9 protein-coding genes are annotated in these 13,878 nt (G+C 73.7%); all 9 read right to left on the bottom strand.

What is annotated here, in order from left to right; translation table 11 throughout:
* Nucleotide 1 precedes the first annotated feature (1 nt).
* The 9 genes from Sru01_RS06045 to Sru01_RS06005 all read right to left on the bottom strand — a co-directional run bounded on the left by Sru01_RS06045 (nucleotide 2) and on the right by Sru01_RS06005 (nucleotide 13,779).
* Nucleotides 2-1,231, bottom strand: coding sequence for an acyltransferase family protein (locus tag Sru01_RS06045; RefSeq protein WP_203982866.1), 1,230 nt, complete (start codon nucleotides 1,229-1,231; stop codon nucleotides 2-4).
* 202 nt (nucleotides 1,232-1,433) lie between these two features.
* Nucleotides 1,434-2,237, bottom strand: a complete 804-nt coding sequence (locus Sru01_RS06040; RefSeq protein WP_203982865.1) for a thioesterase II family protein — start codon at nucleotides 2,235-2,237, stop codon at nucleotides 1,434-1,436.
* A gap of 45 nt (nucleotides 2,238-2,282) precedes the next feature.
* The gene (cuyB, locus tag Sru01_RS06035) at nucleotides 2,283-3,095 is read right to left on the bottom strand and encodes a cysteate racemase (RefSeq protein WP_203982864.1); all 813 of its coding nucleotides are present in this window, start codon (nucleotides 3,093-3,095) and stop codon (nucleotides 2,283-2,285) included.
* Nucleotides 3,096-3,192: 97 nt separating this feature from the next.
* Nucleotides 3,193-5,766, bottom strand: coding sequence for a condensation domain-containing protein (locus Sru01_RS06030; RefSeq protein WP_203982863.1), 2,574 nt, complete (start codon nucleotides 5,764-5,766; stop codon nucleotides 3,193-3,195).
* A gap of 1 nt (nucleotide 5,767) precedes the next feature.
* On the bottom strand, nucleotides 5,768-7,705 hold the full coding sequence (locus tag Sru01_RS06025) for a non-ribosomal peptide synthetase (protein WP_203982862.1): 1,938 nt from the start codon (nucleotides 7,703-7,705) through the stop codon (nucleotides 5,768-5,770).
* 46 nt (nucleotides 7,706-7,751) lie between these two features.
* The gene (asnB, locus tag Sru01_RS06020) at nucleotides 7,752-9,611 is read right to left on the bottom strand and encodes an asparagine synthase (glutamine-hydrolyzing) (RefSeq protein WP_203982861.1); all 1,860 of its coding nucleotides are present in this window, start codon (nucleotides 9,609-9,611) and stop codon (nucleotides 7,752-7,754) included.
* Between the two features lie 292 nt (nucleotides 9,612-9,903).
* Nucleotides 9,904-10,782: an LLM class F420-dependent oxidoreductase gene (locus tag Sru01_RS06015; protein ID WP_203982860.1), complete on the bottom strand. Its 879-nt coding sequence runs from the start codon at nucleotides 10,780-10,782 to the stop codon at nucleotides 9,904-9,906.
* Between the two features lie 48 nt (nucleotides 10,783-10,830).
* The gene (locus Sru01_RS06010; protein WP_203982859.1) at nucleotides 10,831-12,078 is read right to left on the bottom strand and encodes a cytochrome P450 family protein; all 1,248 of its coding nucleotides are present in this window, start codon (nucleotides 12,076-12,078) and stop codon (nucleotides 10,831-10,833) included.
* A 129-nt stretch (nucleotides 12,079-12,207) separates the two neighbouring features.
* Entirely contained in the window at nucleotides 12,208-13,779 is a 1,572-nt protein-coding gene (locus Sru01_RS06005; protein WP_203982858.1) for an FAD-binding oxidoreductase, read from the bottom strand.
* Between the last annotated feature and the right edge of the window lie 99 nt (nucleotides 13,780-13,878).

Below are 13,878 nucleotides of genomic sequence, written 5' to 3'. Positions count from 1 at the left end.
GTCAGCGGGTGGCGGGGACGGGGGTGGAGGGCTCGGCGGGGGGTGTGGCGGGGGTCTCGGGGAGGAGGGTGACGACGCTGAACTGCTTGGGGGCCTTACCGAGGCGCTCGCGCAGCTTCATCGCCGGGCTCTCGATCAGGTAATAGCTGATCGTGGCGCAGACGATGCTGCCGGCCAGGGTGACCGCGAGCAGCACCCAGAAGTTGCCGGCGCGGAACAGGTCGCCGTCCCAGAAGTAGATGATCGCGATGTGCCAGAGGTACAGGCCGTAGGAGATGCGGCCGAGGAAGAGCATCGGCCGGTTGGTGACGACGGCCGCGATGAACCGGGACCGCTGCTCGGGCAGGGTCAGCGGGGTGACCGCGAGCAGGCCGAAGGTCAGGTACAGCACGTGCTCGGCGACGCTCTGCGCCAGGCCGGGCGAGTTGGCGCTGCCCGGGTCGCCGAACGGCGAGACGCAGGCGAGCAGGTAGGCGGCCAGCGCGCCGATCCAGCAGGCGATCTGCCGGCGGTCGGCGGCCCGATAGACGCCCGGGACGGCGTCCCAGGACACCTGGGCGCCGGCGGACAGGGTGGCCAGCATCATGCCGGTGGCGATGAAGTCGATCCAGCCCAGCGGCCAGTTGCCCTCGATCGGCCACGGCCCGAACGCGGAGCTGTGCGTCCAGGCGGTCCAGGCGACGCTGACCGGGATGACGGTGGACAGCGAGATCAGGATGCGGCGGACCCGGGCCGCCGGGGTGGCCGCGCCGCGGGCGATCCGGTGCAGGATCCAGGCGATGACCGGCAGCGCGAAGTAGAAGGCGATCTCGGTGGACAGGCTCCAGGTCTGCTCGCCGCCGAGCACCCAGGCGTTCTCCTGGTAGATCTGCAGCAGCAGCACCGGGCGCAGCACGTCCCAGAAGCCGTGGATGTTGTCCCGGTTGAGCACGATCAGCACGACGGCGATCAGCGCCCAGTAGGCGGGCAGGCAGCGCAGCGCGCGGCGCCACAGGTAGGGCTTGACGCGGGGGGTGGGCGTGTCGGCGATGGCCGCCAGGGCGAAGGGCCGGTAGAGCAGCATGCCGGACAGGGTGAAGAAGATCGGCAGGCTGACCTGGAGCTGGTTGAACAGCACGCTGAAGATGCCGTTCCCGGTCTCTTCCATGCCGGGCGCCTCGTTCCAGCGCATCTGGCCGGCGCTGAACGCGACGTGCAGGACGAGCACCCCCAAGGCGGCCAGGCCTCGCATTCCCTCAAGTTGTGGGAAATACCGGCGCGCCGTGCTCGGGGTCCCGCCTCCGGGATTTCCCGCCTTCTCTGACACGACCATTGAGTGCTCCCTTACGAATTGGTCGACGTGACCAGCTTCGTCCGGGTCATTCCGGCCCCGCATCTCAGATAATGCGGACCTTTCCTTTTCCGCATTCCACAACAAACCGGAATGCGGTCGCTCAGGGCTCGTAGGGGCGGGCCGCGGCGGCCGGGCTGACCGCCCGGGCGATCTCGGCGGCGACGATCCGCCGGTGCGGCTCGTCCATCAGGTAGAAGTGGCCGCCGGGGAGCAACCGGAAGCGGACCCGCGCGTCGGTGCGGCGGATCCAGCCGGCCAGCTCCGGCGGGTCGACCAGCTCGTCGTGGGTGCCGCCGAGCACGGTCAGCGGCAGCGCGAGCCGGCCGGCCAGGTTGCGGCGCACCAGCGTGCCGGCCAGGCCCAGGTCCGAGCGCAGCAGCCCGATGAGGTAGCCGCGCCAGAACGCGTTCTCCAGGATCTCGTCCGGGGTGCCGCCGCCCAGCTTGATGATCTTCAGCAGGGTCTCCTCGTCCCACTCGCCGGCCCGCTCGGCCCGCGCCCCGGCCGGCGGGTGCGCGCTGAGCACCAGCGCGTTGCACAGCTCGGGCCGGGCCAGCGCGACGGCGACCGCCAGCGCGACGCCCATGCTGTGCCCGAACAGCACCGTCGGCCGGGTGGGCAGCGCGGCCAGCTCGCCGACGATGGCCTCGACGATGGGCGCCGGGTCCTGCGGGCCCTCGGGGTAGCCCTCGGTGAAGCGGCGCTCCCGGCCGGGCAGCGTGACGCCGAGCACCTCGTGGTCGTCCGGTAGGCAGGACAGCAGCGGCATCAGCGCGTTCGGCCCGGCGCCGGCGTGCGGCAGCGCCACCACCCGGGCCACCGGCTCCACCATGGCGGGCCGCAGCTCGGCCAGCCAGGAGCCGGCCTTGGCCCGGCCCCGCTCGCGTACCCTCATCTCAGCCATTCTCCGGTGATCCTCCCGTCCCCGCCGGGGCGCGGCCCCGGCGGGTCATGTGCCGGCCGCCGCGAGGGCGGGCGCGGCCGGGGCGTACAGCTCGGCGACGCAGGCGGCGGCCAGCGCGTCCAGGCTGGACACCATCATGGCGGGCGGCAGCGCGGCGGCGGCGTAGGCCAGCGGCAGCTCGGTGCAGGCGGCCAGCACCGGCACCCGGCGGGCCCGCCACAGCGCGTGCGCCGCGGCGGCGTAGCGGCGGGCCGCCTCGCCGGTCCGGCCCGCCTTGACCAGCGTCGCCGCCTGGTGGATCTCCTCGCAGGCCGCGGCGCCCGGCACCAGCAGCGGGTAGCCGAGTGCCGCCGCCCGTCGCTGGTACAGGCCGCTGACGACGGTGCCGGTAGTGGCGGTCAGCCAGCCGCCCTCGGGGGCGCGGCGCGCGGCCTCGGCCAGGGTGGCGTCCACGATGTGCACCAGCGGCGCCCCGGGGCCGTCCGGCAGCCGGTCGATCGACACGTGCGCGGTGTTGCACGGCACGGCCAGCAGGTCGGCGCCCCAGCGGACCAGGGTGGCCAGCCCTTCGCGGATGGCGGGCAGCGGCGACGGGCCGCCGTCCAGGATGGCCGCGGTGCGGTCCGGGACGGCGGGCTCGGACAGCACCAGGACGCGCGGGTGGTCCTGGTCGGCGCTGCCCGGCACCCGGGCGGCGAGCAGCCGCAGGAACTCGGCCGTCGCCGCCGGGCCCATCCCGCCCAGCACCCCAAGGGTGCGGGCCGGCGTCCTCCCCGCGGGCTCCGGCGCCGCCACCCCGGCCGTCAGCGGGACCGCCGGCCCGGGAGCCACCGCCCCGGCCGATCTTGGGGCCGCCATCCCGGCCGACCCTCGTGCGGCCGTCCCCGCAGACTCCGGTGCCGCGATCCCGGCCGATCCCGACGTCGCCGTCCCCGCCGATCTTGGGGGCGCCATCTCAGCCGACCCCGGTGCCGGCGCCAGACAGCGTCGCGGCGACCCGGTCGGGGACGCCGGCGGCGGCCAGCTCGGCGCGCAGCGTGCCGCCGCACCACCAGTCGAGGTACGCCCGGCCGTCCCGGACGGCGCCGGTGACGGTCAGCGGGTACCCGGCGGGGGCGGGCGGCGCGGTGAGGTCCACCTCGTCCCGGCCGGCCAGGGCCAGCGGCGCGCCGGCCGGCAGCAGCCGGGCCAGGTCGCCGAAGTGGTCGTACCGGACCTGGGCGACGGTGCCGGCCGGGGCCGGGCGGGCGGTGCCGTCCGCGGTGACCAGCAGGGTGCGCGGCGCGGTGTGCGCGCCGGCCAGCCGGACCGCGCCGGCGCGGTCGCCGGGACCGCTGTGGTCGGTGACCTCGACGGCCAGGTGGTCCCCGCCGAACCGGGCGGTCAGCTCGGCGGCGAGCGCGGCGAGCACCGCGCCGGCGGCCGGTCCACCGGCGACCGGCTCGTCGCCGCTGCGTACCCGCAGCCGCGCCTGGTCCTCGCCGTCCCCGGCGGGCAGCACGCACGCCTCGCCCGCCGGGACCGCGGAACCGGCCACCGGCACGACTCCCGCCGTACCGGCCACCGGGGCCGGTCCGGCGGTGTCCAGGGCCGGTCCGGCGGGATCCGGGGCCGGGTCCACCGGGGCGAGGACGACCGGCTCGCCGGCGGCGAGCTGCCGCCAGGCGGTGGACAGGTCGTCCAGCAGCAGCCGCCAGGTGTGCCCGTCGGCGGCCAGCTCGTGCACCACCAGCAGCAGCCAGGACGGCCGCGCGCCGCGGTCGATCACCGCGAGCTGGACGAGCGGGCCGGCGGCCAGGTCGATGCGCGAGCGCATCCGGTCGGCGGCGGCCCGCAGCAGGCCGGGCTCGACGTCCGGCTCCATCCGGGACAGGTCCAGCCCGATGACCGGCAGCGCGCCGACGCCGCCGTCCCGCCGCCGCCACTCGCTGCCGTGCCGCTCGAACCGGGCGCGCAGCGCCTCGTGCTGCATGAGCAGCTGGAGCATGGCCTTCTTGGCGCGCGCCGGGTCGGCGCGGCCGGGCGGCTCCAGCAGCAGCGCGCGGGCGTGCCGCTCCGGCCGGCCGGGCCGGGACAGGACGGCGAACTGAGCCGGGGTGAGCGGCGGCACCGGGTCGGCCGGGACGGCGTCGGCGGGCTCGTCGGCGGCGTCGGCCAGCTCGGTGCCGAACCGGGTGGGCCGTGGCGGCGCCAGCTCCTCGCGCAGCACCTGGCCGCCGGCCCGGGGAATGCTCTCGACCGGCACCCACCGCTCGGGCACCAGGATGTCGGGCACCACCCGGGCGACGGCCGCGCGCAGCTCGTCGGGGTCGGTGACGCCGTCCGGCACGTAGTAGGCGACCAGCCGGCTGCCGAGCCGGGCCCGGTCGGCCGGGTCGGCGTATCCGATCTTGGCGAGCATCCGCTTGACCCGGGGGATGTTCACCGGGGTGCGCAGCTCCTCGTCGGCCTCGGGGACGGTCAGGTGGCCGACCCGCACCTCCCATCGGGTGGGCGCCTCGTAGTTGTGGTAGCCGCGCTCCTGGTTGTGCACGTACACGCCGACGTCGTTGATCATGCAGTTGGAGCTGCAGAAACCGGTGTCCTGCGGCTGCGACCAGAACGAGGAGGTGCGCTGCAGGAACTCGCGGATGCCGGTCTTGGTGACGTCGGAGTAGCGGAAGTAGTCGACGACCTCCACCGAGTCCACCGCGGCGGCCTCGATGGCGCTGCCGGACTGGTGGTAGATCTTGCGGCCGATGGCCAGCTTCGGCTCGATCTCGGCCGGGTCGAAGACGCCCTGCTGGTAGAACCAGGACAGCCGCTCGTCGATGATCTGCCCGCGGGACAGCCCGGTGACGATGGTGGGAATGCCGCGCTGGTGGGCCAGCTCGGTGCTGAGGTCCAGCAGCGAGCGGAAGCAGCCGTTGCACACGCTCTTGTGCTGCTGCAGGCTGAGCAGGAAGATCTTGTTCTGGTCGGCCCGGGTCGCGGTGACGTGCTCGATGCCGAGCGACTCGGTGATCTCCTTGACGTTGTTCAGCGCCGTCTTGGAGATGAAGCCGTTGTCGAAGGTGAAGGTCATCACCCGCAGGCCGAGGTCGACCAGCTGGTGCAGCACGTAGGTGCTGTCCTTGCCGCCGCTGAACAGCAGCAGGCAGTCGTAGGCGGAGCCGCGGGCCGCGGCGCGCGCCCTGATCCGGCGGACCATCTCGGCCGGCTCGCCGAAGAAGGCGTGGATGCGCTCCCGGTTCGCCTCGTACATCTGGCACAGGTTGCACACGCCGGCGTCGTCGAAGGTGATACCGGGGTACCTCTCGGTGATGTTGCAGCGGACGCAGTCGCGTGGCCCGGCGGCCACCGTGGCGCCCTGGAAGACGACCGCGCAGTCGGCCACCCCGCCCTGCTGCCGCAGCGCCGCCTCCACCTCGCGCTCCAGCAGCCGCGCCTGGTCGGCGCCGAGCTCGCCCAGCCGCGCCGGGTCGGCGAGCCCGGCCGCCTGAGCCGTCTCGGCCGTCTCGGCCGTGTCCTGTCCGGCTGACCCGGTCATGTCACACCCCGCTCTCGCGCGCCGGGCCGCCGGCGGCGCCGGCCAGGCCGGCGCCGCCGGCGCCGTCCGCGCCTTCGATGACCTCGATGTCGCTGATGTCGTTCAGGGAGACGAACAGGTCGTCCAGGGGGGCGTCCTTGGCGAGGATCGCGTTCTCGATCAGCTCGGCCAGCTCGGCGATGGTCGGCCCGGCCAGGAAGTCCTGCAGCGGGATCTCCACCCCGAACTCGCCGACCAGCCGGGACAGCAGCTCGAAGACCAGCAGCGAGCTGCCGCCGACCTCGAAGACGCTCTCGTGCACGTCCACCTCGTCCACCGGCAGGATGCTCGTCCACACCCGGGCGACCGCCTGCTCGGTGGGGGTGCGCGGCCCGACCCGTTCCTGCTCGTCGTCGGCGTCCCGCCGCAGCACCGGGGTGGGCAGCGCCCGCCGGTCGATCTTGCCGCTGATGGTGCGCGGCAGCTCGGCGAGCGGGACGAACATCGCCGGGATGGCGCTCTCCGGCAGCCGCTCGCGGACGTGCCCGCGCAGCACCTGCGGGTCGGCGCCGTCGGCCAGCTCGACGAAGGCGCACAGGTAGGGCACGCCGCCCTCCTCCTCGGCGGCCACCACCGCGGCGTCGCGGACCGCCGGGTGCTCGCGCAGCACCGCCTCCACCCCGTCCAGCTCGACCCGGACCCCGCCGATCTTGACCTGGTGGTCCTTGCGGCCGAGGAACTCGAGGGTGCCGTCGGGCAGCAGCCGGCCGTAGTCGCCGGTGCGGTAGACGATGTCGGCCGGGTCGCCGGTCAGCGGGTTGGTGACGAACGCCCGCGCGGTCGCCACCGGCTGCCGGTGGTAGCCGAGCGACCGGTAGGGGGTGCGCAGGAAGATCTCACCGACGTTCCCGGGCGGCGCGGGCTCGCCGAGGCCGTTGAGCAGCAGCACCTCGGTGTCCGGCAGCGGCCGGCCGATGGGCAGCGAGGGCCGGTCCACGTCGGCGCGGGTGACGAAGTGGAAGGTCTTGGTCATCGTCGTCTCGGTCGGCCCGTACAGGTTGAGCAGCCGTACCCGGTCGCCGAAGTGGTCGAGGAACCGGCCGGCGTCGGCGGGCGGCAGCTTCTCCCCCGACATCGCGACGCAGCGCAGCGCCGGGAACTCGTGCCCGCCGGCCGCGGCCTCGCGGATGACGCCGCGCAGCAGCGACGGCACGCAGTGCACCAGGTCGACCCGGGCGGCGTCCAGCCACCGGGTGAGCGCCGACGGGTCGAGCAGCGCCTCGGCGGGCGGCACGCAGATCGTCCCGCCGGTGGTGAGCGGGACGAAGACGTCGCGCAGCACGGCGTCGAACGCCGGCGAGGTGAGCTGGCTGACCCGCCAGCCCGGCTCGACGCCGAGCAGCCCGGTCTCCCAGCGGACGAAGTGGTCGATGCCGCTCAGCCGGCCGACGATGCCCTTGGGGCGGCCGGTGGAGCCGGAGGTGAAGAAGATGTAGGCCGGGTCGTCGGGGTCCGGCTCGCGGGTGGACGCCGGCCGGCCGGCGCCCGTCGCGGTAGCCGTCTCGGCGAGCGCGACGCGCACCGCGGCGGGCGCGGCGGCGGCCAGCACCCGGGCGGCGGTCTCGGCCACCCCGGTGCCGACGACCGCCCAGCCCGGCGCGGTGTCCTCCAGCATCTGCTCCAGCCGGACGTCCGGCGCGTTCATGTCCAGCGGGACGAAGACGGCGCCGATCCGCAGCACGCCGAGCAGCGCCGCGACGATCTCCCGGCGGTCGGCGGCCAGCACCGGGACGAGCGATCCCGCCCCGGCCCCGGCGGCGCGCAGCGCGCCCGCCACCTCGCCGGCCCGGGCGTCCAGCTCGGCGTAGGTGAGCCGGCCGGCCGGGGTCTCGACGGCCACCCGGTCGGGGAACCGCCCGATCGCGCGCCCTACCAGCGACTGGATCGCTTCGAAGGCCATCCTGCCTCCTCCTTCTCCGTCCGGGACGCTCGCTCCGCTCCCCGGCTCATGCGTGGTCGGCCAGCTTGAAGGTGTCCAGGAGGATCCCGAACGTCAGGACGACGAGCAGCAGGTCGTCGCCCAGATGGGGGTGGACGTCGAAGTCGTCCCGCAGGTACCGGGACTTGAGGTGGTCGACGACCACCGGGTCGAAGAAGCCCTGGCGCCGGACGCGCTCGTGGGACAGCATGTCGTTGATCCACTCGACGTTCTGCCGGAGCAGGTGCGGGCTGCCCTGCGCGCGGAAGCCGAACTTCTCCCGGCTGATGATGTCCGGCGGCACCAGCCCCTGGGCGACCTGCTTGACCACGTACTTCTCCCCCAGGTCGTTGACCTTCAGGTGCTGGGGGATCGTGGTGGCGAACTCGATGACGTCGATGTCGAGGAACGGGTAGCGCGCCTCCACCGAGTTGGCCAGGGCCATCCGGTCGCCGTGGTCGGACAGCAGGTGGTCCGACAGGCGCAGCTTGAAGTCCAGGTAGGAGCGCTGGTTGAGCCGGTTGCGGCCGGCCAGCCGCTCCTTGTCCACCAGCGGGTGGCGCAGGCAGTCGAACGCGGCGAAGCCCTCGCGCACGCCGTCGGCGAAGATCTCCATCTTGGACTCGCGCCAGGCGTGGTACGAGCGCTCGTAGAACAGCCCGGGGTCGCCCCACAGCTGCCGGCGCACCTCGTCCTCCAGCGCGTCGTCCAGCCCGTTGCCGCCCCGGCCCGGGCCGCGGCCGAACCGGTCGAACCGGTAGCCGACGTAGCCGCCGAACAGCTCGTCGGAGCCCTCTCCGGTGAGGATCACCTTGACGCCGTTGCGCCGGGCCAGCGCGGACAGCGCCATCGAGCAGGTGTTGTAGGACTCCTTGACCGGCATCTCGGCGTGCCAGACCATCCGCTGCAACTCCGCCTCGATCTCGGCGGCGGTGAACTCGGCCTCGTGGTGGCGGGAGCCGACCTTGTCGGCCATGATCCGCTGGTAGCCGGACTCGTCGATGGCGGCGTCGGGGAAGGTGATGGAGAACGAGTGGGACGGCGGGGTGGTGCGGCCGACCAGCGCGGCGATCAGCGAGGAGTCCAGCCCGCCGCTGAGGTAGAAGCCCACCGGGACGTCGGCCTGCAGCCGCCGCCGCACCGACTGCTCCAGCAGCTCGCGCAGCGTCTCCACGTAGTACTCGTCCGGCCGGGCGGGCACGTCGCCGAGCGGGAAGTCCAGGTCCCAGTACCGGGTCTCGGAGACGTTCCCGTCCTTGACCAGCAGGTAGTGGCCGGCCCGGACGCTGCTCACCCCGCGGAAGATCGTCCGCGGGCTGACCAGGCCGGGGAAGGTGAGCACCTGGTCCAGCCCGGTGAGGTCGACCTCGCGGGGCACCCCGGGGTGCTCCAGCACGGTCTTGCCCTCCGAGCCGAACACGAAGTGGTCGCGGGTGACGGCGTAGTGCAGGGGCAGGATGCCGACGTGGTCGCGGGCCAGGAACAGCTGCCGCTCCCGCCGGTCGTAGATCGCGAAGGCGAACTGGCCGTTCAGCCGGTTCAGCAGCGCGGTGCCCTCCTCCTCGTACAGGTGCACCAGCACCTCCACGTCGCAGGAGGTGCGGAACCGGTGCCCCTTGGCGACGAGCTCGGCGCGCAGCTCGCGATGGTTGAAGATCTCGCCGTTGCAGACCATGACGACGGCGCCGTCCTCGCTGAACATCGGCTGGTCCCCGCCGTGCAGGTCGATGATGCTCAGCCGGCGGAAGCCGAGTGCGACGCCGTCTTCGAGGTGGGCGCCGGTGGCGTCCGGGCCGCGGTGGACGAGCGTGTCGGTCATCCGCGCCAGCGCCGGCTCGTCGATGGCCGGGCCCTGGTGGAGGGCCATCGACCCTGCGATCCCGCACATTTCCCGGGCGCTCCTTCCATGGACATGGATAGGGAACGGGCAGAGAATCCGGTGATCCGCCCCTTTTGCATCGTGGCACCGCACCGTGCGGACCTGCATCTTTTGGAGTGCTTCCCGGTGCCCGCCGGAGAACGGCACGCTTGAACACGCGTTTCTCCGGCGCGCCGGAGCCGAATTCTCCGGGCCGCGGATTTCGGCCGCGGAATCACGGCCGCGGAATTCCGGTCGCCGCGATATCCGGGCACGAATTGCGCCGGCCGTTCCCGCCGGCCGTGCCCGGTGCTGCCGGGTGTCAGGCGTCCGCGACGGCGGGGATCACCTTGGTGCCGATGATCTCGACCTGGCGGACCGGGTCGGGACCGGACACGATGCCGATCGCCGTCTCGACGCCCTGCGCGGCCAGCCCGCGCAACTGCTCGGCCAGCGCGGCGGCGCCGGCGCCGTCCGGGCCGGTGTCGAACGGCATGATGCAGGTCTTCTCGATGGCGTCGTAGTCGCGCCCCTCGGCCGCACAGTGCGCGCGCAGCACGTCGAGCTTGGCCGGCAGGTCCGGCCCGGGGTAGAGGTTGCAGGCGTCGGCGTGCCGGGCGACCAGCCGCAGCGTCTTCTTCCCGCCGCCGCCGATCATGATCGGCGGGTGCGGCCGGGCGAGGGTGCCCGGGGCGCTCAGCGCGCGGTCCAGCCGGTAGTGCTTCCCGGCGAACGGCTGCTCGGTGCCGCGCTCCCCCTGCCACAGCGCGTGGCAGATCCGCACGGTCTCCTCCAGCATCTCGAACCGCTCGGTCAGCGAGGGGTAGGGGATGCCGAGGCCGCGCGCCTCGTCCTCGTACCAGCCGACGCCCAGGCCGAGCATCGCCCGCCCGCCGGACAGCACGTCCAGGGTGGACACCGTCTTGGCCAGCAGGCCGGGCTGCCGGAAGTGCACGCCCGCCACCACCGGGGCGATCCGGCAGCGGCGGGTGTGCGCGGCGATGACGGCCAGGGTGGTGAAGCACTCCAGCTGCGGCGCCTCCGGGCCGCCCGCGTGCGGCCCCTGCCAGAGGTGGTCACCGACCCCGACCAGCGAGAAGCCGGTGTCGTCGGCGGTCCGCGCGATCCCGGCCAGCGTGTCCGCCATCCGGGCGGTGCCGCCCTCCCAGGCGAAGTCGCCGATCACCAGTCCGATCTTCATACCGTCTCTCCAGGTCTGCTGCCGAGCCCACCTCGGGCCGGCGGCGGGTCAGGCGTTGGCGGGCACCCGGGCGGTGAGCCGGACCGGCAGGCTGCGGTGGCCGTTCATGATGAAGGTGGGCAGCGGCTGCAGCTCCTCGACCGGCACCGCCAGGTTGATCTCCGGGAACCGCTCGAACAGGGTGGACAGCCCGATCGAGCCGACCAGCCGGGCGATGCCGGCGCCCAGGCAGTAGTGCGGGCCGTACCCGAAGGAGATGTGCTCCTTGTCGGCCCGGGTGATGTCGAACTCGCAGGCGCTCTGGCCGTGCACCTCCGGGTCGCGGCCGGCCGCGGTGTAGTTCACCAGGATGGGGTCGCCCTTGCGGATCAGCACCCCGTCCAGGTCGATGTCCTCGGCGGCGAAGCGCAGCGGGAGGCTGGCCAGCGGCGCCTGCACCCGCAGCACCTCCTCCAGCACGTCGTCCCACGGGCGGCGGCCGGAGGTGACCATCTCCAGCTGCTCGGGGTGGCTGAGCAGCTCGGTCACCGCGTTGCTCAGGAAGTTGATCGTGGTCTCCGAGCCGGCGCCGAGGATCGCGAAGATCGTGTCGGTGAGCTCGCCCTCGGTCAGCTTGGAGCCGTCCTCGTCGTCGCGGGCCGCGATCAGGTCGCTGGTGATGTCCTCGCCGGGGTTGGCGCGCTTGGACGCGATGAACTCGGCCATCGCGTCCCGCCAGCCGGTGAGGATGGAGTGGGCCTTCTCCGGGCTGACGGTGGTGTCCACCATCATCTCGATGACGACCGCGGTCTTGGCCAGCGCCGACTGGTCCATGCCGATGATGTCGGCCACCAGCCGGGCCGGCAGCGGGTAGGCGAACCGCGAGCGCAGGTCGACGACCTCGCCGGGCCCGGTGGTCGCCGCCAGGTCGTCGAGGATCTCGTTGGTCAGCTCGACGATGCGCGGCCGGATGGCCTCGATCCGGCGTGGGGTGAACGCCTTGCCGACCAGCCGGCGCAGCCGCTTGTGGTCGTTGCCCCAGGAGGTGGAGATGTTGTCCATCGCCACCCAGCTGATCAGCTCCCAGTCCGGGCGGATCTCGCCGCTGGTGAACGCGGGCCAGTGCGCGCGGGCGCTCTTGGTGACCCGCGGGTCGGTCAGCAGCCGGCGCAGCACGTTGTTGCTGGTGACGAACCAGGCGGTGACGCCGCCGGGCAGCTCCACCTGCGTCGCCGGGCCGAGCCTGCGCAGCCGCTCGGCTTCGGCGTGGATGTCGGTTCCGGTGATGTCGAGGGCGACGGGGCAGCGATTCTCCATGGATGTCTCCGAGGTCTCGTACGTGGAACTGGGCGTGGGGCGCCCGCCCCCGGCGCCGGGCCGGGGGCGGTCTCGCCGCTGGGGAGGGTCGCTCGTCCGCCGCCGGGGCCGGCCCGCGCGGCCGCGCGGTCAGTCCGGCAGCCGGACCGACAGCGCGTGGCGGAAGGTGTCGCGCGGGTCGTACCGCTTCTTCACCCGCTGCAGGCGCGGGTAGTTGTCCTTGTAGTAGAGGGTGTGCCAGGGGACGCCGGAGGTGTTCAGCTCCGGGTCGGCCAGGTCGGCGTCGGGGTAGTTGATGTAGGCGCCGTCGGAGCGCTCGTCCGGGCCGGGCACCCCGCCGCTGTCGGCGTACACGTCGCGGTACAGCTCGCGGATGAGCCCGATGTTGGTGTCGTCGTCGGCGGGCGAGCCCCAGGCGCCGAGGTAGGCGGCCTTGAGGATGGAGTCGCGCTGCGCGGTGGCGGTGGCATCGGACGGGACGGTGTTCACCTGGCCGCCGTAGCCGACCAGCAGCAGCTGGGTCGGGTTGTACACCTCGCCGGTGAGGTGCCGGTGGATGGCGGCGATCTGCCGGTCGGTGTACCCCTTGCGCATGTACGCGGCCTTGAGCTTGAACCGGCGCACCCCCGGGTTGCCCGGGTCGCCGTAGCCGGGGTAGGACGCGGCGTACAGCCAGGGCTGCACCTCGTGGAAGCGCGCCTGTGGCGCGGCCGGCACCCCCGCCGAGACCTCGTCCAGGAAGGCGTCCATCAGCGCCTCGGCGTCCGGGGTGCCCTCGTCGACCAGCGCGCCGACCATCAGTCCGGGCGGGGTGGACCGGTGGGTGCCGTGGAAGTAGGGGAACAGCCGGGCCTGCGGGGTGCCGGCCGCGCTGTTGTTCTCGCACCAGGTGCCGAAGTTGCGCAGCAGGGTGGTGAACCCCTCCTCCGGCATGCCGTCCCAGGACCAGATGGCCATCCCGCTGCGGGTCGCGGCGGGCGCCTTGGGCAGCAGGGCCGCCGGGTCGGCCGCGGGCGTGCCGGGGGCGCGCATCCAGTAGCGGGTGACCACCCCGAAGTTGCCGCCGCCGCCGCCGGTGTGCGCCCACCACAGGTCGTGGTGCGGGTCGCCCGGCTCCCGGGTGGCGATGATCGCCTGGGCGGTGCCGTCCGCGCCGACGCACACCACCTCGACCGCGTACAGGTAGTCGACGACGGCGCCGTGGCTGCGCGACAGCGGGCCGTAGCCGCCGCCGGCGAAGTGGCCGCCCGCGCCGACCTCGGGGCACATGCCGCCGGGCAGGGTCACGCCCCATCCCTTGAACAGCACCCGGTAGACGTGGCCGAGGGTGGCGCCCGGCTCGATCGCGAAGGCGTGCCGCCGCTCGTCGTAGTAGACGGCCGTCATCTCCGACATGTCGAGCAGCACCTTGACCCGCGGGTCGGCGACGAAGTTCTCCAGGCCGTGCCCGCCGCTGCGCACCGCGATCGGCCGGCCGGCGGCGACCGCCTCGTTCACCGCGTCGACGACCTGCGCGGTGGTGGTGACCACCCGGATGTAGTCCGGGCTGCCGACGTGCCGGTGGTTGGTGCCGCGCAGCATGCTGTCGTACCGGGGGTCGTCCCGGGTGATCGTCGAGGGACCGAAGGCGGTGGCGGCCCGGCCGGCGACCTCGGCGGTGCCCGAGCCGTTGGAATGGCCGCGACCCTGCACTTCCGTCATGTCGTTCCTCCAAAGGCGGCCGGCGGCGCCGGCGCGCGCCGCCCCGGGCCGGTCGGCCCGGCTCACACCACCTTTGCCGCCGCCCCCGCCCGGCCGCAT

It is taken from the genome of Sphaerisporangium rufum (genome assembly GCF_016863395.1).
Lineage (GTDB): Bacteria > Actinomycetota > Actinomycetes > Streptosporangiales > Streptosporangiaceae > Sphaerisporangium > Sphaerisporangium rufum.
This window is presented reverse-complemented; position numbering and strand designations above follow the sequence as displayed.

Coding starts and splice junctions, on each gene's coding strand:
- Sru01_RS06045 (WP_203982866.1), bottom strand. CDS start 1,231: ATGCGAGGCCTGGCCGCCTTGGGGGTGCTCGTCCTGCACGTCGCGTTC.
- Sru01_RS06040 (WP_203982865.1), bottom strand. CDS start 2,237: ATGGCTGAGATGAGGGTACGCGAGCGGGGCCGGGCCAAGGCCGGCTCC.
- cuyB (WP_203982864.1), bottom strand. CDS start 3,095: ATGGCGGCCCCAAGATCGGCCGGGGCGGTGGCTCCCGGGCCGGCGGTC.
- Sru01_RS06030 (WP_203982863.1), bottom strand. CDS start 5,766: ATGACCGGGTCAGCCGGACAGGACACGGCCGAGACGGCCGAGACGGCT.
- Sru01_RS06025 (WP_203982862.1), bottom strand. CDS start 7,705: ATGGCCTTCGAAGCGATCCAGTCGCTGGTAGGGCGCGCGATCGGGCGG.
- asnB (WP_203982861.1), bottom strand. CDS start 9,611: ATGTGCGGGATCGCAGGGTCGATGGCCCTCCACCAGGGCCCGGCCATC.
- Sru01_RS06015 (WP_203982860.1), bottom strand. CDS start 10,782: ATGAAGATCGGACTGGTGATCGGCGACTTCGCCTGGGAGGGCGGCACC.
- Sru01_RS06010 (WP_203982859.1), bottom strand. CDS start 12,078: ATGGAGAATCGCTGCCCCGTCGCCCTCGACATCACCGGAACCGACATC.
- Sru01_RS06005 (WP_203982858.1), bottom strand. CDS start 13,779: ATGACGGAAGTGCAGGGTCGCGGCCATTCCAACGGCTCGGGCACCGCC.